The sequence below is a fragment of the Paenibacillus sp. YN15 genome, assembly GCF_003285005.1.
Taxonomy (GTDB): Bacteria; Bacillota; Bacilli; order Paenibacillales; family NBRC-103111; genus Paenibacillus_AR.
In genome coordinates, this window is sequence record NZ_QMFA01000006.1 from 124,593 (window position 1) to 144,310 (window position 19,718).

Annotated in this window: 18 protein-coding genes; all 18 read left to right on the top strand. The window is 55.7% G+C overall.

The annotated features are described in order from the left end of the window. Nucleotide 1: 1 nt before the first annotated feature. The 18 genes from DQG13_RS07475 (at nucleotide 2) to nusA (ending at nucleotide 19,694) form a co-directional block, all read left to right on the top strand. Complete coding sequence (locus DQG13_RS07475) at nucleotides 2-412, top strand: hypothetical protein (protein WP_113019130.1); 411 nt, start codon at nucleotides 2-4, stop codon at nucleotides 410-412. A 50-nt stretch (nucleotides 413-462) separates the two neighbouring features. After that, on the top strand, nucleotides 463-1,218 hold the full coding sequence (locus tag DQG13_RS07480; RefSeq protein WP_397333948.1) for a FliA/WhiG family RNA polymerase sigma factor: 756 nt from the start codon (nucleotides 463-465) through the stop codon (nucleotides 1,216-1,218). Nucleotides 1,219-1,239: 21 nt separating this feature from the next. Next, nucleotides 1,240-2,649, top strand: coding sequence for a flagellar assembly protein A (locus tag DQG13_RS07485; RefSeq protein ID WP_113019239.1), 1,410 nt, complete (start codon nucleotides 1,240-1,242; stop codon nucleotides 2,647-2,649). Nucleotides 2,650-2,667: 18 nt separating this feature from the next. Continuing rightward, complete coding sequence (locus DQG13_RS07490; RefSeq protein ID WP_113019131.1) at nucleotides 2,668-2,991, top strand: hypothetical protein; 324 nt, start codon at nucleotides 2,668-2,670, stop codon at nucleotides 2,989-2,991. Between the two features lie 41 nt (nucleotides 2,992-3,032). Beyond that, entirely contained in the window at nucleotides 3,033-3,599 is a 567-nt protein-coding gene (locus DQG13_RS07495; protein WP_113019132.1) for a hypothetical protein, read from the top strand. Further along, nucleotides 3,586-4,104: a hypothetical protein gene (locus DQG13_RS07500; protein ID WP_113019133.1), complete on the top strand. Its 519-nt coding sequence runs from the start codon at nucleotides 3,586-3,588 to the stop codon at nucleotides 4,102-4,104. The genes DQG13_RS07495 and DQG13_RS07500 overlap by 14 nt, the downstream gene beginning before the upstream one ends. Before the next feature lie 222 nt (nucleotides 4,105-4,326). Next, nucleotides 4,327-5,025, top strand: coding sequence for a 30S ribosomal protein S2 (gene rpsB, locus DQG13_RS07505; protein WP_113019134.1), 699 nt, complete (start codon nucleotides 4,327-4,329; stop codon nucleotides 5,023-5,025). A gap of 149 nt (nucleotides 5,026-5,174) precedes the next feature. After that, complete coding sequence (gene tsf / locus DQG13_RS07510) at nucleotides 5,175-5,825, top strand: translation elongation factor Ts (RefSeq protein ID WP_113019135.1); 651 nt, start codon at nucleotides 5,175-5,177, stop codon at nucleotides 5,823-5,825. Between the two features lie 154 nt (nucleotides 5,826-5,979). Further along, on the top strand, nucleotides 5,980-6,708 hold the full coding sequence (gene pyrH, locus DQG13_RS07515; RefSeq protein ID WP_113019136.1) for a UMP kinase: 729 nt from the start codon (nucleotides 5,980-5,982) through the stop codon (nucleotides 6,706-6,708). Beyond that, nucleotides 6,709-7,263 carry a ribosome recycling factor gene (gene frr, locus DQG13_RS07520; RefSeq protein ID WP_113019137.1) on the top strand — a complete coding sequence of 185 codons (555 nt, stop codon included), beginning with the start codon at nucleotides 6,709-6,711 and terminating at the stop codon, nucleotides 7,261-7,263. 72 nt (nucleotides 7,264-7,335) lie between these two features. Then, nucleotides 7,336-8,109, top strand: coding sequence for an undecaprenyl pyrophosphate synthase (locus DQG13_RS07525; RefSeq protein ID WP_113019138.1), 774 nt, complete (start codon nucleotides 7,336-7,338; stop codon nucleotides 8,107-8,109). An 18-nt stretch (nucleotides 8,110-8,127) separates the two neighbouring features. After that, nucleotides 8,128-8,925 (top strand): phosphatidate cytidylyltransferase, encoded by a 798-nt coding sequence (locus DQG13_RS07530; RefSeq protein ID WP_113019139.1) that lies wholly within the window; start codon nucleotides 8,128-8,130, stop codon nucleotides 8,923-8,925. A 20-nt stretch (nucleotides 8,926-8,945) separates the two neighbouring features. After that, complete coding sequence (locus DQG13_RS07535) at nucleotides 8,946-10,088, top strand: 1-deoxy-D-xylulose-5-phosphate reductoisomerase (RefSeq protein WP_113019140.1); 1,143 nt, start codon at nucleotides 8,946-8,948, stop codon at nucleotides 10,086-10,088. 156 nt (nucleotides 10,089-10,244) lie between these two features. Further along, nucleotides 10,245-11,501 (top strand): RIP metalloprotease RseP, encoded by a 1,257-nt coding sequence (rseP, locus tag DQG13_RS07540; protein ID WP_113019240.1) that lies wholly within the window; start codon nucleotides 10,245-10,247, stop codon nucleotides 11,499-11,501. Nucleotides 11,502-11,521: 20 nt separating this feature from the next. After that, entirely contained in the window at nucleotides 11,522-12,970 is a 1,449-nt protein-coding gene (gene proS, locus DQG13_RS07545; RefSeq protein WP_113019141.1) for a proline--tRNA ligase, read from the top strand. A 464-nt stretch (nucleotides 12,971-13,434) separates the two neighbouring features. Then, nucleotides 13,435-17,775, top strand: coding sequence for a PolC-type DNA polymerase III (locus DQG13_RS07550; RefSeq protein ID WP_113019142.1), 4,341 nt, complete (start codon nucleotides 13,435-13,437; stop codon nucleotides 17,773-17,775). A gap of 296 nt (nucleotides 17,776-18,071) precedes the next feature. After that, a complete protein-coding gene (gene rimP, locus DQG13_RS07555; protein WP_113019143.1) occupies nucleotides 18,072-18,548 on the top strand; it encodes a ribosome maturation factor RimP in 477 nt (158 codons plus the stop codon). Between the two features lie 48 nt (nucleotides 18,549-18,596). Continuing rightward, nucleotides 18,597-19,694: a transcription termination factor NusA gene (gene nusA / locus DQG13_RS07560; protein WP_113019144.1), complete on the top strand. Its 1,098-nt coding sequence runs from the start codon at nucleotides 18,597-18,599 to the stop codon at nucleotides 19,692-19,694. Nucleotides 19,695-19,718: the final 24 nt, after the last annotated feature.

Consider the following 19,718-nt stretch of genomic DNA (forward strand, 5'->3'; position numbering starts at 1 on the left):
CATGGCCGGAAATGTGAAATGGAACCTTGTGACAGGATTGATCGGCTTTGCGGGCACCCTGGCCCTATCCATGCCGCATAATATCTTGAAGACGGCGTTCATTCAGAGCCTGTACAGCTTTATCTTTCTTTTTCTGATTACGTTTCTGGCGCGCTGGCTGCTGGGGCTCGTCGCGCAGTCCGCCCAGACCCCGGATTCGGCGGCGGAAGCCGTTTCCCGGGAGCTGGCGCGGGAGGAAGACATAAGAGGCACAATGATTGACCTGGCCACGCCGGATGATGCGCCTGTTTTGTCCCAGACAGAAGCGGATACCGGATTTGCGCCGCTTAATCCGCCCAAGCTGTCCACCGATCTGGGGGAACGGCAGGTAGCGGATGCTGTAAAGGCATTGCGCCAAATGACTGATAAATGAGGTGGTGAACCTTGACCTTGATGGAGCATAAAACATCCAAAATTTCCCATATGGAGCTGTGGCGCCTGTGGAAGGAAGAAGGCAAGGTTGAAGCCAAAAAGGAACTGATTGAGCTCTTCCTGCCGCTGGTGGAATTCGTCAGCAACCGGTTAGCCATCGGGCTTCCCCGGAATGTGTCCAAGGAAGATTTGAACAGCTACGGCATTCTCGGTCTCATCGATGCCGTGGAGAAGTTCGATTACCTGCGGGGATTGCAGTTTGAGACCTATGCCTCCTGGCGAATCCGCGGCGCTGTTATCGATGGCTTGCGGCAGGGGGATTGGGTTCCCCGCTCTGTGCGGGAGAAAGCCAAAAGGATAGAAGACGCATACCAAAAGCTGGAGCAGCAATATTTGCGTTCTGTTTCCGATGAGGAAATGAGCGCGCATCTTCAGATTTCCATTCCCGAATTCCAGCAGATGCTTCAGGACATTGCCGTCACCACCATCGGCTCCTTCGATGATCCCATCCGGGATGAGGAAGCGGAGACCCGCCTTTCCTTGCTGATTGACGAGCGGGCCGCGAAGCCGGAGGATACCGTCAATGAGGTGTTCCTCAAGGAAATGCTGGCCAAATCCATTGAACGTCTGACGGAAAAAGAACGGACAGTGGTTTCCCTCTTTTACTTCGAAGATCTGTCCCTAAGCGAAATCGCTGAGGTCATGTCTCTTTCGCCTTCCCGCATTTCCCAGCTTCATTCCAAAGCAATTCTCCGGTTGCGGGGTGCCTTAAGCCGGTACAAGGAACAATTAATGCAGAATTCATGAGTGTTGGAAGAAGGTGCGATGATGGATGAGCAGGTCCTGCCTTTGGAATATTACGTCAACCTGACGGTGTCCAATGATAAGCTGAAAGCGTTTGTTCATTTTACAAACGTGGAGCAGGGATTTTCGTGTACGCTGTCCCAGTTGGAAGATCTTCTGAAAAACAACCATATTGTTTACGGCATCGATCAGGCTGTACTGGAGCAGATCGCAAAGGATGCTGCCCCCTTCATCGGGCAGAAAACAGTGGTTGCCGAGGGCGATTTGCCGGTGGACGGCAAGGACGGTTATATGGATTGGGTCTTCGATCTGGATGCGAAAACAAAAAGACCCATGGAACGTGAGGATGGGACTGTTAATTATAAAGAGGTTACATCCATTAACAATATTCAAAAAGGCCAGATTATCGCCAGGCGCATTCCCGCGGAAGAGGGCAGAAACGGCAGGGCTGTAACCGGGGAGCCGCTGTATGCCCGCACCGGCAAGGAGATCCGCTTCAAGCTGGGGAAAAACGTCATTACCGATGCCGAGCAGAGCGGCATTTACGCGGCCATTGACGGCGTTGTGGTCAAGACGGACCGGGACAAAATCAATGTATTCCCCATCTATGAAGTGAACGGGGATGTGGACTTCAATGTTGGCAATATTAATTTTATCGGCTCTGTGGTGATCCGCGGGAATGTGCAGCCCGGCTTTAAGATCCGCGCCGCGGGAGACATCCGGGTAAGCGGCGGCGTGGAGGCGGCGGAGCTGGAGGCGGAGGGGGCCATTGAAATTAGCGGCGGAATTCTCGGCCAGAACAAGGGCAGCGTCAAAGCCGGAAAAACCATCAAAAGCTCGTTTATCCAGGATGGCATTGTGGAGGCGGGGGAGGACGTCATCGTTTCCCAAAGCATCATGCACTCCTCCGTGCGCGCCGGCCGCTCCGTGGTTTGCCAAGGCACCAAAGGGCTTATTGTGGGGGGCACCATTCAGGCCGGTGAAAAGGTAGTGGCCCGGACTGTGGGCAATTCCATGTCTACTGTAACCGCTATCGAAGTCGGGGTGGCTCCGGAGCTGCGGAACAAGCTGATGCAGCTGCGCCAAAGCTTGCGGGAGCATATGGAGAATATGGACAAGACGGTAAAGGCTCTGGTGCTCCTGGACCAAATGGCTGCCAACGGGCAGCTGAATCCCGAGCGTCTCGCCATGCGGATCAAGCTGGTCCATACCCGCAAGCAGCTGGTGGAGGCCATGTCCGTCATTAAGGACGAAATTCTGGTGATTGAAAAATCCTTGGAGGATACGGATAAGGCAGCAGTGATGGTCACTTCGACCATTTACGGCGGAGCGAAGGTGGTCATCGGGCGGTTTACCCGGTTCATCAAGGACCCCGCCTCGCATGTATGCTTCAAAATGGAAAGCGGGGATATTGTAACAACAAGCAACTTTTAGCGCGGAAGGGGGAGAATAATGAGCTTCAAAGCTGTAGATATGTCATTCGCCGTACATAAGAATGCCGATGCGGGCCAGCTTCAACGGGAAATTCAGCAGAAGCCCCAGGTGGATCAAATGGCGTTGGCGGCAGTGCAGCAGCGGTTGACGGAGGGCTCCCGGAAGCGGGCCGAGGGGTTGAAGGAAACGGACAAATCGGAAATCCGCGACAGGCGGGAGGAGAAAAAGCGGCAGCAGGCCGCTGCCTCCCAGACGGCTCATGGAGCCTCTGACTCCCCCGGCCAGCCTCCGGCCCTGCCGGAGCATCCCTACAAGGGCCATCATGTGGATGTGTCCCTGTGAAATCCCGGCGTACGGGCCGGAAGAATCGGAAGTGATGGTTGATGAATGAGCCCTACATATATGTTGTTCTGATCGGATTATGCATACTCGTGTTCTCCTTTGTGTTTGCCAAACCGAAGAAGCAAGCCTCTTCCGAAGCCCCGCAGATCATGCAGGAGGTGGAGGAAACCATGGAGGGTTTCCTGGCGGAGCTGGAGGAAGACAACAAGAAGCTGCTGGACACCATTGCCCATATGAAGGAGAACCACAATCTTTCCCTGCAAAAAATGACCGAGCGGATGGAACGGCTGGAGCAGGAGTTTCACCAGGAGCGCCAGGACTGGAAGCGTCTTGTCCTGATGACGGCGGAAAACGCGGGGCAAGCTCAGGCAAGAGCGGCAGCCCCTGCGCCGCCGCCGCAGCCCCTCCAGCCCGAGCCTGCTCCGGTTCCGGAGGAGCCGCCGAAGCCGATTGCGGGAATCCGCGGCCGGTATGAGGAAGTGCTGCGGCTGCACGATGAAGGGAAATCGGTGGATTATATTGCCCGCAAGTGCGGTCTCAATAAGGGAGAGGTCAATCTGATCATCCAGTTGGCCCTACAGGAGGAAGAGGCAATTGCGAAAAAATAGGCCGTTCCAATATGGACTGGGCACCGGCATAATCGCGGGCGCACTGCTTCTGCAGCTGATGATTTCGGCCAAAGGAACGGTTGCGCCGCCGCTTCAGGACATCGGCACGCCTTCGCCGTCGCCGCAGCTGACCGCCCAGCTGGTGCGGGAGAAGGCGGATACCCTGAACCTCCAGGTCTATGACAAAGGCGTCAAGCTCTACAAGCAAAATGAGCTGGACGATGCGGTGGCCAAGGCCGTGGCCGCTGCCAGGGCGGAGGAGGCAGCAAAAGTCCAGGCTGCGCCGGCCAAGGAGATTGCCGTATTGATTACGGAAGGCATGTCCGCCTCCATGGTGTCCGACTACCTGTTCCGCAGCGGTGTCATTACGGACAGACAGGCCTTTGATGAAGCCTTGCGCGCCAGCCAGCTGAATACCAAAATCCGCTCCGGGCTGTACAGCTTTACGGCGGGCCACAATATCCAGGATGTGGTGGACCGTTTGACAACGATTCCTCCCGCCTGACACACCCCGCTGTCTCTTTCGGAGGCAAGCGGGGTTTTTTGTACATTTTGGGGCCACTATTCGACAGTTGCATCCATTGTCAGGTTGTGCTATATTTATTAGCGGTGTTAAAAAACACACGCTGGCGAATCCCGGGAACGGTGCTCTTTAAACAGAGCTTTTCCGTGGAGATGAAGCTGGCGGAGGGACACTAAAAACCAAATTGTGAGGAGGTGTGTGAGGATGGCAGTTATCTCCATGAAACAGCTTCTGGAAGCTGGGGTACACTTCGGTCACCAAACCCGTCGTTGGAACCCGAAAATGGATAAATACATCTTCACCGAAAGAAACGGCATTTACATTATCGACCTGCAAAAGACAGTCAAGAAGGTCGAGGAAGCTTACAACTTCGTTAAGTCTGTCGCAGCAGAAGGCGGCACTTTCCTGTTCGTAGGCACCAAGAAGCAAGCTCAGGATTCCGTTAAGGAAGAAGCTGAGCGCAGCGGCATGTACTACATCAACCAACGCTGGTTGGGCGGTACCCTCACCAACTTCTCCACCATCCAAAAGCGGATCGACCGCCTGCATGAGCTGGAGCGTTGGGAGCAGGACGGCACCTTCGACGTGCTGCCGAAGAAGGAAGTTATCATCCTTCGCAAGGAAATGGAGCGCCTGGAGAAATTCCTGGGCGGCATCAAGAACATGAAGGGTCTGCCGAGCGCACTGTTCGTAATCGACCCCCGCAAGGAACGCATTGCCGTAGCCGAAGCGCGCAAGCTGGGTATCCCGATCGTTGGCATCGTGGACACCAACTGCGATCCGGACGAAATCGACTATGTGATTCCCGGCAACGACGACGCCATCCGCGCAGTCAAGCTGCTGACAGCCAAGATTGCCGATGCCGTTATCGAAGCTCATCAAGGCGAACAAACAACTGCGTAAGCAGTGATATAACCAAACGGCAACATAACCAGGGGTGGGTTGAAGGTGTAATAACCTATCACCACCCCTTTTTTTCGGGAAAGTTACCAAAAGCACAACATCAATTCGACTCCCGGTTCAGGGACGAATACTTTCAGGAGGTCAACTATATGGCAGTTTCTGCTTCCGCAGTAAAAGAATTGCGCGAAAAAACAGGCGCGGGTATGCTGGATTGCAAAAAAGCGCTGGACGAAGCCGAAGGCAACATTGAAAGAGCGGCTGAGCTTCTCCGCGAGAAGGGCCTTGCCGCTGCCGCCAAGAAGGGCGGCCGTGTAGCCACTGAGGGCGTAGTTGAAGCTTACATCCATGCAGGCGGCCGGATCGGCGTGCTGGTTGAAATCAACTGCGAAACCGACTTCGTCGGCAAAACCGAGCAATTCCGCGAGTTTGCCCGCGACATCGCCATGCAAATCGCCGCTGCCAGCCCGCGGTATGTGCGCCGTGAAGAGGTGTCTACCGAAGAACTGGAGAAGGAAAAGGAAATTCTCCGCGCTCAAGCCCTCAACGAAGGCAAGCCGGAGAAAATCGTTGACCGCATGGTGGAAGGCCGCATCAACAAGTATTATGAAGAGTTCTGCCTGATGGAGCAATCCTTCATCAAGGACCCGGACAAGACCATCGACACTCTTCTGAAGGAAAAGATCGCCGCCATCGGCGAAAACATCTCCATCCGCCGTTTTGTCCGTTATGAGCTGGGCGAAGGCCTGGAGAAGAAGCAAGACAACTTCGTAGAAGAAGTTATGGCGCAAGTGAAGCAATAAGACTGCGGCGGATAACCTGCAAAAAAGACGGAACACGATTGGTGTTCCTTCTTTTTTGCAAGTTTCAGAAATGAAAAATGGGAACAGCTGCGGCTTTTCCCCTTTTTTTGCACAAGTGAATTGGAAAGAATCGGGTATATGGAGGTTGACAGGATTGGAAGAGCCAGTATTCAAAAGAATCGTATTGAAGCTTAGCGGAGAAGCGCTGTCTGGTCAAGCGGGATATGGGATCGATTCCCAAACCATCGTGTCCATTGCGGAGCAGGTGAAGGCTGTTCATGTGCTGGGCGTTGAGGTTGCCATCGTGGTTGGCGGCGGCAATATCTGGCGCGGCATTGCAGGCAGTGCAAGGGGCATCGACAGAGCCACCGCCGATTACATGGGGATGTTGGCTACGGTCATGAACGCGCTGGCTTTGCAGGACGCTCTGGAGAATGCCGGCGTGCCGACGCGTGTGCAATCTTCCATCACCATGCAGCAGGTGGCAGAACCTTATATCAGACGGAGAGCCATCCGTCATTTGGAAAAAGGCCGGGTGGTGATCTTTGCCGCAGGAACAGGCAATCCGTATTTCTCCACCGATACCACCGCAGCCTTGCGCGCGGCGGAGATTGAGGCCGAGGTGATCCTGATGGCCAAGAACAAGGTGGACGGGGTTTATTCCGCCGATCCGTTCAAGGATGCCACTGCAGTGAAGTATGAGACCCTGACTTATCTGGATGTACTGAACAAAAACCTGGGAGTAATGGATTCCACCGCTTCCTCTCTTTGCAAAGACAATAACATTCCATTGATTGTTTTCTCGATTACGGAAAACGGCAATATCAAACGCGTGGTGCTCGGTGAGAAAATCGGCACCATAGTAAAAGGGAGTGTAGAATAGATGGCGCAATCCATTAAGAAAAACGCCGAAGAACGTATGGAAAAGGCAGTATCATCCCTGAAGAAGGAGCTGGCTTCCCTGCGTGCCGGGCGTGCCACCACCAGCCTTCTGGACCGGATTCAAGTGGAGTATTACGGGGCCATGACGCCAGTCAACCAATTGGGCAACATTACCCTGCCGGACTCCCGGACCCTGATGATTCAGCCCTGGGACAAATCGGTCATGAGCGCCATTGAAAAGGCCATCATGAAATCGGATCTGGGCCTGACGCCCTCCAACGACGGAAACAGCATCCGCCTGGTCATTCCCGCTTTGACTGAGGAGCGCCGCCAGGAGCTGGTGAAGCTGATCAAAAAATATGGGGAAGAGGCCAAGGTTGCCATCCGCAACATCCGCCGCGACGCCAATGACGATATCAAGAAGCTGGAGAAAACGGGAATGCCGGAAGACGAGTCCCGCCGCCACCAGGAGGATATCCAGAAGCAAACCGACAAGTACGTGGCTGAAATCGAGAAGGTTTTGGCAGCCAAGGAAAAGGAAATCATGGAAGTGTAACACAACAGCCCCTTTTACCTAAAGGGGCTGTTCGGCCAAATCGGCCAAAACATGTGTGCCGGGGGAGATGACATGTTTCATTTGTTCAGAAAGGGAAAAACCGAGGAGGCGGCTCACGGAGAGATCACAAGAGAAGCGCTTCTCCAGGGCCAGGTCCCCCGGCATGTTGCAGTCATCATGGACGGCAACGGGCGGTGGGCCAAGCAGCGCGGACTTCCCCGCATCGCCGGACACCATAGCGGCATGAAGGCGGTTAAACGGGCTACCATTGCCGCGGACGACCTTGGCGTCAAAGTATTGACCATGTATGCCTTCTCGACGGAAAACTGGACCAGACCCCAGGAGGAAGTGGACTTTCTGATGAAGCTTCCCCAGGAGTTTCTGTCCATTGAGCTAGACGAGCTGGTGGAGAAGAATGTGCAGGTCCGCATGACCGGAATCCGGGAGGGTTTGCCTGCTCATACACTGGCCGCGCTGGAGGAAGCGGAAACCCGCACGCGGAACAATTCGGGTCTGATTCTCAATTTTGCCCTTAACTACGGCGGACGCAGTGAAATGCTGATCGCTGTCAGAGAAGTGGCGGAGCGGGTCAGGAGTGGCGCTCTTCCGGTGGAGGAGATTCAGGAGGACACCATCCAATCCTGCCTGCTGACCTCCGATCTGCCGGACCCGGATCTTCTGATCCGTACCAGCGGGGAGCTGCGCCTCTCCAATTTTATGCTGTGGCAGATGGCCTATACGGAGCTGTATTTCTCGCCCTTGTACTGGCCGGATTTTGGGGAGAAGCAGTTCTTCGAGGCGGTGCATGAGTTTCAGAGAAGGTCAAGACGTTATGGCGGCCTGTGACCCAATGGAGGTATCGGCTTGAAACAGCGGATAATCACCGGCGTATTGGCCGGGGGAGCTTTTGTTGCCATGCTGGCGCTGGGCGGTTATTGGTTTTTGGGACTGGTGCTGCTTATGGCCATCATCGGCTTTGATGAATTTATCCGGATGAACGGGCTGCAGAAGCAGCACTTCACCCGGTTTTTCGGTATGGCGGCTACGATTTGCCTGGTTATTCCCTGGGAGACGGACCGGATCGGCTTCGGCTTGCCTGCGGAATCCTTTGTATGGCTGATCCTGTTTGTGCTGCTGGCGGTTACGGTGGTCTCCAAAAACAAGGTGACCATTGACCACGCCGCGGTTGTATTCGTGGGCATCATCTATATCGGCTTCGGATTTCATTATATGGTGTCATCCCGCTGGATCGAGACAGATGGCCTGTTCTGGACGCTCTTGACCTTTTTGTGCATCTGGGCTTCGGATGCGGGTGCTTATTTCGCCGGTGTGGCCTTCGGCAAAACGCCCATGTGGCCCACCATCAGCCCCAAGAAGACCATCGAGGGGGCTGTTGGCGGATTGCTGCTTGCCGTAGCGGTGGCGCTGGCCTTCCATTTCTTTGCTCCGGCTACACTTGGCTTGGGCAGAGCGGCAGGGATCGGCATTCTGGCTGCAGCCGTTGGCCAAATGGGGGATTTGATCCAGTCCGCCTACAAGCGGGTGAAGGGCATCAAGGATACGGGCACCATCCTGCCGGGACACGGCGGCATTCTGGACCGGGTGGACAGCTGGCTGATTGTGTTCCCGTTCCTCTGCCTGATTTCCCTTATTCCGCAATAAGAAGCAAAGGACGTGCAGCCATGAGAAAACGCATCGCGGTGCTGGGCTCTACCGGCTCCATTGGCACACAGACATTGGATGTGATCGCCCATGATCCCGACTCCTATCAGGTGGAGGCGCTGGCGGCCGGAAGCAATCTGACTTTGCTGCTTAAGCAGATCCACGCCTTCAAGCCCAAGCTGGTTTGTGTATCCAGCCGCCAGCTGGCGGAGGAAGTGGAAGCCGCGGCAGGCCCCGGCGTCAAGGTGGTTTACGGCGATGAAGGGCTGGTGGAGGCGGCGGCAGGGACGGAGGCCGAATTGGTGGTGACGGCAGTTGTGGGCAGCGTTGGGCTGAAGCCCACCTTGGCCGCCATCGATGCGGGCAAGAGCATCGGCTTGGCCAATAAAGAGACCCTTGTGTCCGCGGGGCATCTGGTTTGCGAGCTGGCCCGCAAGCGGGGCGTGTCCCTGCTGCCTATCGACAGCGAACATTCCGCCATCTTCCAATGTCTGAACGGGGAATCCCCTCGGGATATACATAAGCTGATCATTACCGCCTCCGGCGGCTCCTTCCGGGACCGTACCCGGGCCGAGCTGGCAGGGGTCACGGTGGAGGAAGCCTTGCGCCACCCTAACTGGTCCATGGGCGCCAAGATCACCATCGACTCGGCCACCATGGTCAATAAGGGGCTGGAGGTTATTGAAGCCCATTGGCTGTTCGGCATGGACTATGACCGGATTGAAGTGATCCTCCATCCGGAGAGCGTCATCCATTCCATGGTGGAGTTCCGGGACAGAAGCGTGATGGCGCAGCTGGGAAATCCGGATATGCGGGTGCCCATTCAATATGCCCTCACGTATCCCCAGCGGAAGCCGACGCCGGCCGAGCCCTTGCGGCTCGCGGAAATCGGCAGGCTGAATTTCCGCGCCATGGATATGGAGCGGTATCCTTGCCTGGCTATGGCGTATGAATGCGGAAGAGCCGGGGGTACGGCCCCCACTGTGTTCAGCGCCGCCAATGAAGCGGCGGTGGCTCTGTTTTTGCAGGGCAGGATTGAATTCCTGGAGATTGAGGACCGGATTGCCATGGCGCTGGACGCCCACCGGACCGTGTCCCATCCGGAGCTGGAAGAGATTCTGCTGGCTGACAGGCAAGCGAGACAAATTGCTTCGGGCATCTGATTCATCCAAGTGAATAAGCCTCCCCCGAAACGGCATATGCTTAGGTATCAAAAGCGGGCTACCGGACCGGAAGGGCAGTCGGCTTGTATTGCCCTCGGTCTTAATGGTACTCTTTATTTAAGGAGCTTGCTTTTACCAACTAAGGGGGAATCGATGTTGTCCAATATACAAATCGGTCTTCAGATCGTGCTGATGTTCTTCGTGCTGGTTACCCTGCATGAGTGGGGGCATTTTTACTTCGCCAAACGGGCGGGGATTCTGGTCCGGGAATTTGCCATCGGCTTCGGGCCCAAGCTGTTTTCGTACAAAAAAGGCGAAACCACCTATACGCTGCGGATTCTGCCCATTGGCGGCTACGTCCGTATGGCCGGGGAAGACCCGGAGATTGTACAGGCCAATCCCGGCCAAACCATCGGGGTGCGGCTGAAGGACGAGGTGGTCACCCATCTGTTCCTGGATCAGCTGGACCAGCGCTCCAACGTAATCCAGGGGGAAATTGAAAGCATTGACCTGGAGCGGGAGCTGTTTGTCCGGCTGCTCGTGGAAGGAGAGCCGGTGCGCTTCGCCGTTGCCGAGGATGCCGTGATGGTAGCCCGGGGCAAGGAAACCCAGATTGCGCCCTGGAACCGCCAGTTCGGCGGCAAAAGCGTGGGCAAACGGGCTTTGTCCATTTTTGCCGGTCCGGCCATGAACTTTATTCTGGCCTTTGTGCTGTTTCTGATTGTGATGGTGATGAACGGCATGCCGACCAATGTGAAGCTGGGCAAAATTGAACCGGGCAAACCTGCGGCGGCAGCCGGTCTGATGCAGGGAGATATTGTGCTGGAGGTCAACCATACGCCCATCGGCAAGGATCAGAACCAGCTGTCCCAGCTGATCAAGAGCTCCAAGGATCAGCCCATGCTCTGGATTATTGAGCGCAACAAGGAGCAGATGCAGAAAACCGTCACTCCGGTGGACATCGACGGAACTGTCCGGGTGGGCGTGGAGCTTGGGTTTGACAAGCGCAATGTCAACCCTGTGGAGGCCATAACCGGCGCCTGGGACAATACGGTATTTATGACCAAGAATATTCTCTTGGGCTTCAAGCAAATGATTTTCGGCCAGTTCAAAATGGATGATCTGGGCGGACCTGTGCGGATCGTGCAAATTTCCAGCGATTTCGCCCAGGCGGGCTTAAGCTCGATGATTTCGCTGACCGCCTTCCTGAGCATTAACCTGGGGATCTTCAACCTGCTGCCCATCCCCGCATTGGACGGCAGCCGCCTCTTGTTCTTAGGTATTGAGGCCGTCCGGGGCCGCCCGGTGGACCCCAGCCGGGAGAGCATGGTCCATTTTATCGGCTTCGCCATGCTGATGCTGCTGATGATTGCCGTGACGTACAACGATATTGTACGATTGATACAGGGATAAAATTGGAGGGTTTTTAGCACATGTCCAAGGAAAAGCAGTTTGTCAAGGAGATCACTCCCCAAAGCGAGGATTTCTCCCGCTGGTATATCGATGTGATCAAAAAGGCCGATCTCATGAGCTATGCGCCGGTTCGGGGCTGCATTGTGTTCAAGCCGGAGAGCTATGAAATCTGGGAGAACATTCAGAAGGAGATGGACAGCCGCTTTAAGGAAACCGGCCACCGCAACGCCTATTTCCCGCTGTTTATCCCGGAGAGCTTCTTCCAGAAGGAGAAGGAGCATGTGGAGGGCTTCAATCCGGAGCTGCCCTGGGTGACGGAAGCGGCGGGGGAGAAGCTGGAGGAGCGTCTCGCCGTCCGGCCCACCTCCGAAACCATGTTCGGCCATATGTACTCGGAATGGATCAATTCCTACCGCGATCTGCCGCTGCTTATCAACCAATGGGCCAATGTGGTCCGTTGGGAGAAGCGGACCCAGCCGTTCCTGCGCACCAGCGAATTCCTGTGGCAGGAGGGCCACACCGCCCACGAGGACGAGGCGGATGCCCGCCGCGAAACCATGCAGATGCTGGAAATTTACCGCGACTTCGCCGAAAATTTCCTGGCCATGCCGGTAATCACCGGACAGAAAACGCCTTCGGAGAAGTTTGCCGGAGCAGTGGACACCTACTCCATCGAAGCCATGATGAAGGACGGCAAAGCGGTGCAGGCGGGAACCTCCCACTATCTGGGCACCAACTTCGCCGTTGCCTTCGACATCAAGTATCTGGACCGGGAAAACCAGCATCAATTCTGCCACACCACCTCCTGGGGCACAAGCACCCGTCTCATCGGCGCGCTGATTATGGTCCACGGCGATGACAGAGGCTTGGTGCTGCCCCCCAAGGTGGCCCCGACTCAGGTCATCATGATTCCCATCGGGCCGCCCAAAACCAGAGAGCCTGTTATCGCCAAGGTCAACGAGCTGTATGCGGAGCTGAAGAAGGCCGGCGTGCGGGTGAAGGTGGATGACCGCGAGGGTCAAAGCCCCGGCTGGAAGTTCAACGAATATGAAATGCGCGGCGTGCCTATCCGCGTGGAGCTGGGCCCCCGTGATCTGGAAGCCGGCCAAATGGTGCTGGTATCCCGGGTCAGCGGCGAGAAGAAGGTGATCCGCCAGGAGGACTTCGTATCGGAGGTACAAGCCATGCTGGAGGAGATTCACACCTCCATGCTGGAGAAGGCCCGCCAGTTCCGGGACGAGCATATGACCGATGTGGACACCATGGATGAGTTTAAGGCCTTCCTGGACGAGAAGCGCGGCTTTGCCTATGCGGGCTGGTGCGGATCGGCCGACTGCGAGGCCAAGGTGAAGGAAGAGACCGGCGCAACCAGCCGGAATATTCCGTTCCAGCCGCCCGTCACCAAAACCACCTGCATCTGCTGCGGCAAGGAGGCCAAGCATACGGTGGTCTTCGGCCGGGCGTATTAAAATGAAGCCGGCCGTTTAGGCGGTCCGGCTGGAATGAAGGGCGTTTACGGGAGGTTTTCCTGCTAAACGCCCTTTTTTGCTGTCCGGCATGGATGATGCCGGGAGGCGTGCAGGTTCGGAGAGCTAAGCGGACACAGAATCCGTTATTAGGCGGAAAAACGGCGTTTTTTCATTTGAGCGGACACAGAATCCGCTATGTGCTGAAAAAGAGCAGGATTGGGAGGTTTGCAGAGAAATAGCGTATCGTCTGTCCGCGAAATCATCAGAAGCCCGTTTTTCAGCAAAATAACGGATTCTCAGTCCGGATAGCCGGATAGCCGGATAGTCTGATGGCTGGATGGCAACAGCGCAATTGCTTCCAAAAGGTCTTGACGAACCTTGTCCCTTCCCCCCACAATAGAAGGTGCGGCATTTATGTCTGTGACCGGCAAGAACGGAAGATTGAAAGATACGGAGGTGTCCCCATGAGTAACCCTGCGGAGAAGAGGAAACGGTTTGAGCTGCTGCTTGGGCAGGCTCAGGTTCCCGCAGACGTGGCGGAAGCATATTTTTCGGATGGGTACATCGATATGGTGGAAGTCAGCCGCTCCAACCGGGAGTGGCATTTTCATCTGGTGAATGCGGTTTTGGTGCCGCGGGATATTTACCGGAGCTTCGTCAAATTAATCCGGGACCAGTTCCGCCATATTGCAGAGATCAAGCTGACCTTCCACTATACAAATGCGGTAACGCCGGAAGCGTTGGCGGAGGAATACTGGAGCCTGTTTGTGGAGTGGGCCCAGCGGGAATCGGCCTCCATCAACGGCTGGCTGGCCAAGGCCAGGATGGAAGCCAGCGGTACGGTGCTGACCGTGACCCTTCTGGACCAAATCGGGCTGGAGCTGGCCAAAAAGAAGCAGGTAGACGCTCTGGTCCGCCAGTTCTATGAGCGGTATTTCTCCGGAACCTATCAGGTGAAGCTGAAGGTGACCGAATCCCGGCAGGAAAAAGAGGAAATCTACGACCAGTTCGCCCGCCAGGTATCCGAGGAAGGCAAAAGCGTCACCCAGGAGATTCTTACCTCCATTGTCCGGGAGGAAGAGGCTTCCAAGGGCTCGGATGCGGATCTCAAGCTGATGGTAGGCTACGATATCCGCGAGGACGCCGTTCCCCTGCAGCAGATTACCGAGGAGGAGAAGAAGGTCGCTATCCAGGGCATGGTCTTCGGTCTGGAGTCCAAGGAATTAAAAACGGGCACGGTGCTGTTCTCCTTCAATATCACCGACTTTACCAGCTCCTTGTCCATCAAGGCCTTCGCCAAAACCAAGGAAGACGTGAAGATTTACAGCCTCATCGCCAACGGCAAATGGCTGAAGCTGCGGGGCAAGGTGGAATATGACCGGTTCCAGAATCCCCCCGAGCTGATGATGGTGCCCCAGGATGTCAATGAGGTGGTGCCTCCGGCGGAGCGCAAGGACAATGCCCCCGAGAAGCGGGTGGAATTCCATCTTCATTCCAATATGAGCGCCATGGACGGCCTGACTCCTGTGGATGAATATATCAAGACGGCTGCCAAATGGGGCCACAAGGCTATTGCCATTACCGACCACAGCGTGGTCCAATCCTATCCCGATGCCAATAAAGCGGCCAAAAAGCACGGCATCAAGGTGCTGTACGGCATGGAAGCCAATGTGGTCAACGACAGTGTGGCCATTGTGCTGAATCCGGAGGAGCGCCCGCTGAAGGAAGCGGAGTATGTGGTCTTCGATATCGAGACCACGGGCTTGTCCGTTATCAATAACAAGATTATCGAGCTGGCCGGGGTCAAAATGCGGGATGAAAAGGTCATCGACCGGTTTGCCACCTTTGTGAATCCCCATGAGCGCATCCCCTACAATATCCAGCAGCTGACCAATATCAACGACGATATGGTCCGGGATGCTCCTGAGCTGGTTGATGTATTGCCCAAATTCCGGGAGTTTGTGGGAGATGCCGTATTGGTAGCCCATAACGCCCGGTTCGATATCGGCTTTATCCAGGCTAACCTGAAATCCCTGGGCCAGCCGCCTATGGACAATCCGGTGCTGGATACTCTGGAAATGGCCCGGCTGCTTCTGCCCAACCTGAAGAACCACCGGCTGAATACCCTGTCCGACCGGTTCAAGGTTTCCTTGGAGAACCATCACCGCGCCGTGGACGATGCCGAGGCTCTGGGATATGTGCTGTTCCATCTGATCAAGGAAGCGGAGAACCGGCGCATAACTGGTTTGGCCGAGCTGAATGATTATGTAGGCAAGGATTTGTCCAATCAGCGTCCGTTTCATTGCTGCATCTATGCCAAAACCCAAGCGGGAAAGAAGAATCTGTACAAGCTGGTTTCCCTCTCCCACACGAAATACTACAACCGGGTGCCCTGCATCCCCAAAAGTGTGCTGACGGAATACAGAGAAGGGCTTCTGGTGATTTCCGGCTGCGAGAAGGGCGAGTTTTTCGAGACGGTGCTGAATAAGTCGGTGGAGGAAGCCGAGAACGTCGCCATGTTTTATGATGTCTTGGAAATTCAACCGCCCGAGGTGAATATGCATCTGGTGGAAAAAGGGCTCGTCGGCAGCCGCGAGGATCTGGAGTCGGCGGTCCGGCGGATTGTGGAGATCGGGCGCAAGCTGGGCAAGCCGGTGATCGCCACCGGCAATGTCCATTACCTCCATCCCCGGGACAAAATCTGCCGGGATATCACCATCCACGGCATTACCGGGTTCAGTCCGCTGAAGGATCAGCGCAAGCCGGATGTGCATCTGCGCACCACTGAGGAGATGCTGCGGGAATTCGCCTTTTTGGGCGAGGAAACGGCCCATAAGGTGGTAGTGGAGAATACCTCCGCATTGGCGGACGAGTTTGAGGAAATCAAGCTGTTCCCCAAAAGCGGCGGCCCTACGGACAACGGTCTGTTTTCCCCTATCATCGAAGGGTCGGAGGAGGAAATCCGCACCAAGTGTTATGACACCGCCAAGAACATGTACGGCGAGCCGGTTCCGGAGATTGTCACCGCCCGGCTGGAGAAGGAATTGAAGCCGATTATCGGCTACGGCTTCTCCGCCAACTATCTGATATCCGAGCGCCTGGTGAAAAAATCCAACTCGGACGGCTATCTGGTAGGCTCCCGGGGCTCCGTAGGCTCCTCCTTCGTGGCTACGGCGCTGGGCATCTCCGAGGTTAATCCGCTGCCGCCCCATTATATGTGCCCGGCCTGCAAATACAGCGAGTGGTTTACGGACGGCAGCATACCGTCGGGCTTCGACCTGCCCAACAAGGATTGTCCCCAATGCGGCGGTCCGCTGAAGGGCGAGGGCCAGGACATTCCCTTTGAAACCTTCCTGGGCTTCAAGGGGGACAAGGTTCCCGATATTGACTTGAACTTCTCCGGCGATTACCAGCCGGTGGCCCATAACTACACCAAGGTGCTGTTCGGCGAGAAAAATGTATTCCGCGCCGGCACCATCGGCACGGTTGCCGAAAAAACCGCCTTCGGCTTCGTCAAAAAGTACGAGGAGGAGAAGGGCAACACCTGGCGGCTGGCGGAAATCAACCGTCTGGCGGCTGGCTGCACCGGCGTCAAACGAAGCACTGGCCAGCATCCCGGCGGCATCGTGGTTGTGCCCGACTATATTGATGTGGAGGATGTTACGCCGGTGCAGTACCCGGCGGATGACACCAGCGCCGATTGGCAAACCACCCACTTCGATTACCACGCCTTTGAGGAAAACCTCCTCAAGCTGGATATTCTGGGACACGATGATCCGACCATGATGCGGATGCTCCAGGATTTGACGGGAATTGATCCCACCACCATTCCCATGAACGACCCCAAGGTTATGAGCATGTTCAACTCGGTGGAGGCGTTGGGGGTTACTCCGGCGCAAATCCGCTCCACAGTGGCCACCTATGGCGTACCCGAAATGGGCACCAAGTTCGTGCGCCAGATGCTGGAGGAGTCGCAGCCGTCCACCTTTGCCGACTTGCTGCAGATTTCCGGTCTGTCCCACGGAACAGGGGTTTGGCTGGGCAATGCCCAGGAATTGATCAAAAACGGCACCTGCACCATCAAAACGGTTATCGGCTGCCGGGACGACATTATGCTCTATCTCATTTATAAAGCGGGCATGGATGCCGGGCTGGCCTTTAAAATCACCGAAAGCGTACGGAAGGGCCGGGGCTTAAGCGACGAGTGGAAGGAAGAAATGAAGAAGTGCAATGTGCCTGCCTGGTACATAGACTCCTGCGAGAAAATCCAGTACATGTTCCCGAAGGCGCATGCCTCGGCGTATGTTATTTCCGCGGTGCGGACGGCCTATTTCAAGCTGTATCATCCCATTGAATTTTATGCCACCTACTTTACGGTCCGGGCGGAATCCTTCGAGGTGGAGCTGTTCTGCCAAGGCTATGATGCTATCTTAAGCAAGCTCCTGGAGATCGAGGGCAAGGGCTTCCAGGCCACCCCCAAGGAAAAGGCGATGATTTCCATCCTGGAAATGGCCCTGGAAATGACAGCCCGCGGCTTCGGCTTCAAGCCGGTGGATCTTTACCGCTCCCACGCTACCAAGTTCCTGGTGGACGGGGACAAGCTGCTGTTCCCCTTCTCCGCGGTGGACGGCATCGGCGAGAATGCCGCCAAGCAGATTGCCGCGGCCAAGGAAGAGGGAGGGGAGTTCCTCTCCATCGAGGACTTCCAGCAGCGCAGCCGCGCCACCAAGACGATTGTGGAGCTGATGCGGACCATGGGCTGCTTCCGGGGGCTGCCGGATTCCAACCAGCTTTCCCTGTTTTAAAATGAAGTCAGGGCTGCTTGGAGAGGAATCTTTCATTAAAGCCAAATAATCCGGGGGCTGCCCCGCTCCTTGGCCCGCAGTTCCATGGTTTCTATTGTAAATAATGCAACATCTGTGCTATACTTCTATAGGTGATGTTGGATACTGCACGACGGTCGAGAGTGGGGAAACCCACTCTTTGCTCTTTGAATAGGGGCTTTTCCGTGAAAAAACAGGCTTTTACGCCCTTTTTCAGCGGGAATTGTTAGCTCCGGGAGCAGGGATTGCAGAGGAACAATAAGCAGAAATAACCGCGTATGAGGGGGCATTGTGTTTTGAGCTTGCAGATAAAATCGGCAGTTGAGAGCATGGTCAAGCCGTTTCTCGACGAAAACGGTTTTGAACTGGTCGACATTGAATACGTGAAGGAGGGAAGCAACTGGTTCCTCCGGGTTTACGTGGACAAGGACGGGGGCATCGACATCGACGATTGCGGCAGGGTCAGCGAATACTTAAGCGAGAAGCTGGATGAGAATGATCCCATTCCCGGCGCCTATTTCCTGGAGGTTTCCTCTCCCGGCGCGGAGCGGCCGCTGAAGAAGCCGGCGGATTTCGTGAAGGCGGTGGGCAAGCATGTTTTTGTCACCACCTATGAGCCGGTGGACGGACTGAAGGAATTTGAAGGAATGCTGGAAGCCTATGACGAGACGGGCCTGAAGATCAGAATGGGCAAGAAGAGCCATGAAATTCCTTCCGCAAAGTTGGCCAGCGCGCGTTTGGCCATCGTGTTTTAACAGATAAACCTTGAACGGTTGCACATTGAAAGGAGGAATTCCATTCCCATGAACGCTGATTTTATTGAAGCCCTGTCGGAATTGGAGAGAGAAAAAGGAATTGGCAAGGACATTTTGCTGGAAGCCATTGAAGCGGCGCTGATCTCGGGATATAAGCGCAATTTCAATACAGCCCAGAACGTCCGGGTGGACATCAACAAAATGACCGGCATCATCAAGGTATATGCCCGCAAGACGGTAGTGGAGAATGTGCAGGACCCGCGGATGGAGATTTCCGTGGAAGCGGCGCGCCAGGTCAGCCCCAGCTACACGCTGGAGGATATTGTGGAGATTGAGGTTACGCCCAAGGACTTCGGACGGATTGCCGCCCAGACGGCCAAGCAGGTGGTGACCCAGCGTATCCGCGAGGCGGAGCGCGGCTTGATCTACAATGCCTACATTGACAAGGAAGAAGACATTGTGACGGGCATCGTGCAGCGCCAGGACATGCGCAATCTGTACGTGGATCTGGGCAAGGTGGAGGCGGTGCTTCCCGTTGGCGAGATGATGCAGGGCGACAAGTTCACCCACGGCGACCGGGTTAAGGCGTATATCACCAAGGTGGAGAATACCACCAAGGGTCCCCAGATCATCCTCTCCCGAACCCATCCCGGCCTGCTCAAGCGTCTGTTCGAGCTGGAGGTGCCGGAAATTTACGACGGTGTGGTGGAAATCCGCTCCGTCGCCCGGGAAGCGGGCTTCCGCTCCAAGATTGCCGTCCATTCCCGCAATCCCGAGGTTGAACCGGTAGGCTCCTGCGTCGGCCCCAAGGGTATCCGGGTGCAAACCATCGTCACTGAACTGAAGGGTGAAAAAATCGATATTGTGCGCTGGTCCGAAAATGTGGACGAATATGTGGCCAATGCCCTGTCCCCTTCCAAGGTGGTGGAGGTCAATGTGTTCGAAAGCGAAAAAATGTGCCGGGTCATCGTGCCGGACTACCAGCTCTCCTTGGCCATCGGCATCAAGGGACAGAACGCCAGACTGGCAGCCAAGCTGACCGGCTGGAAGATCGATATCAAGAGCGAGACGCAAGCCGAGCAGGAATACGGCCGGCCCAAAACCTCGTCCGAGCTGATGCACCAGGATTCGGTGAGCATCGACTAGCCGTACGGCTGGAGCACGGAGCCA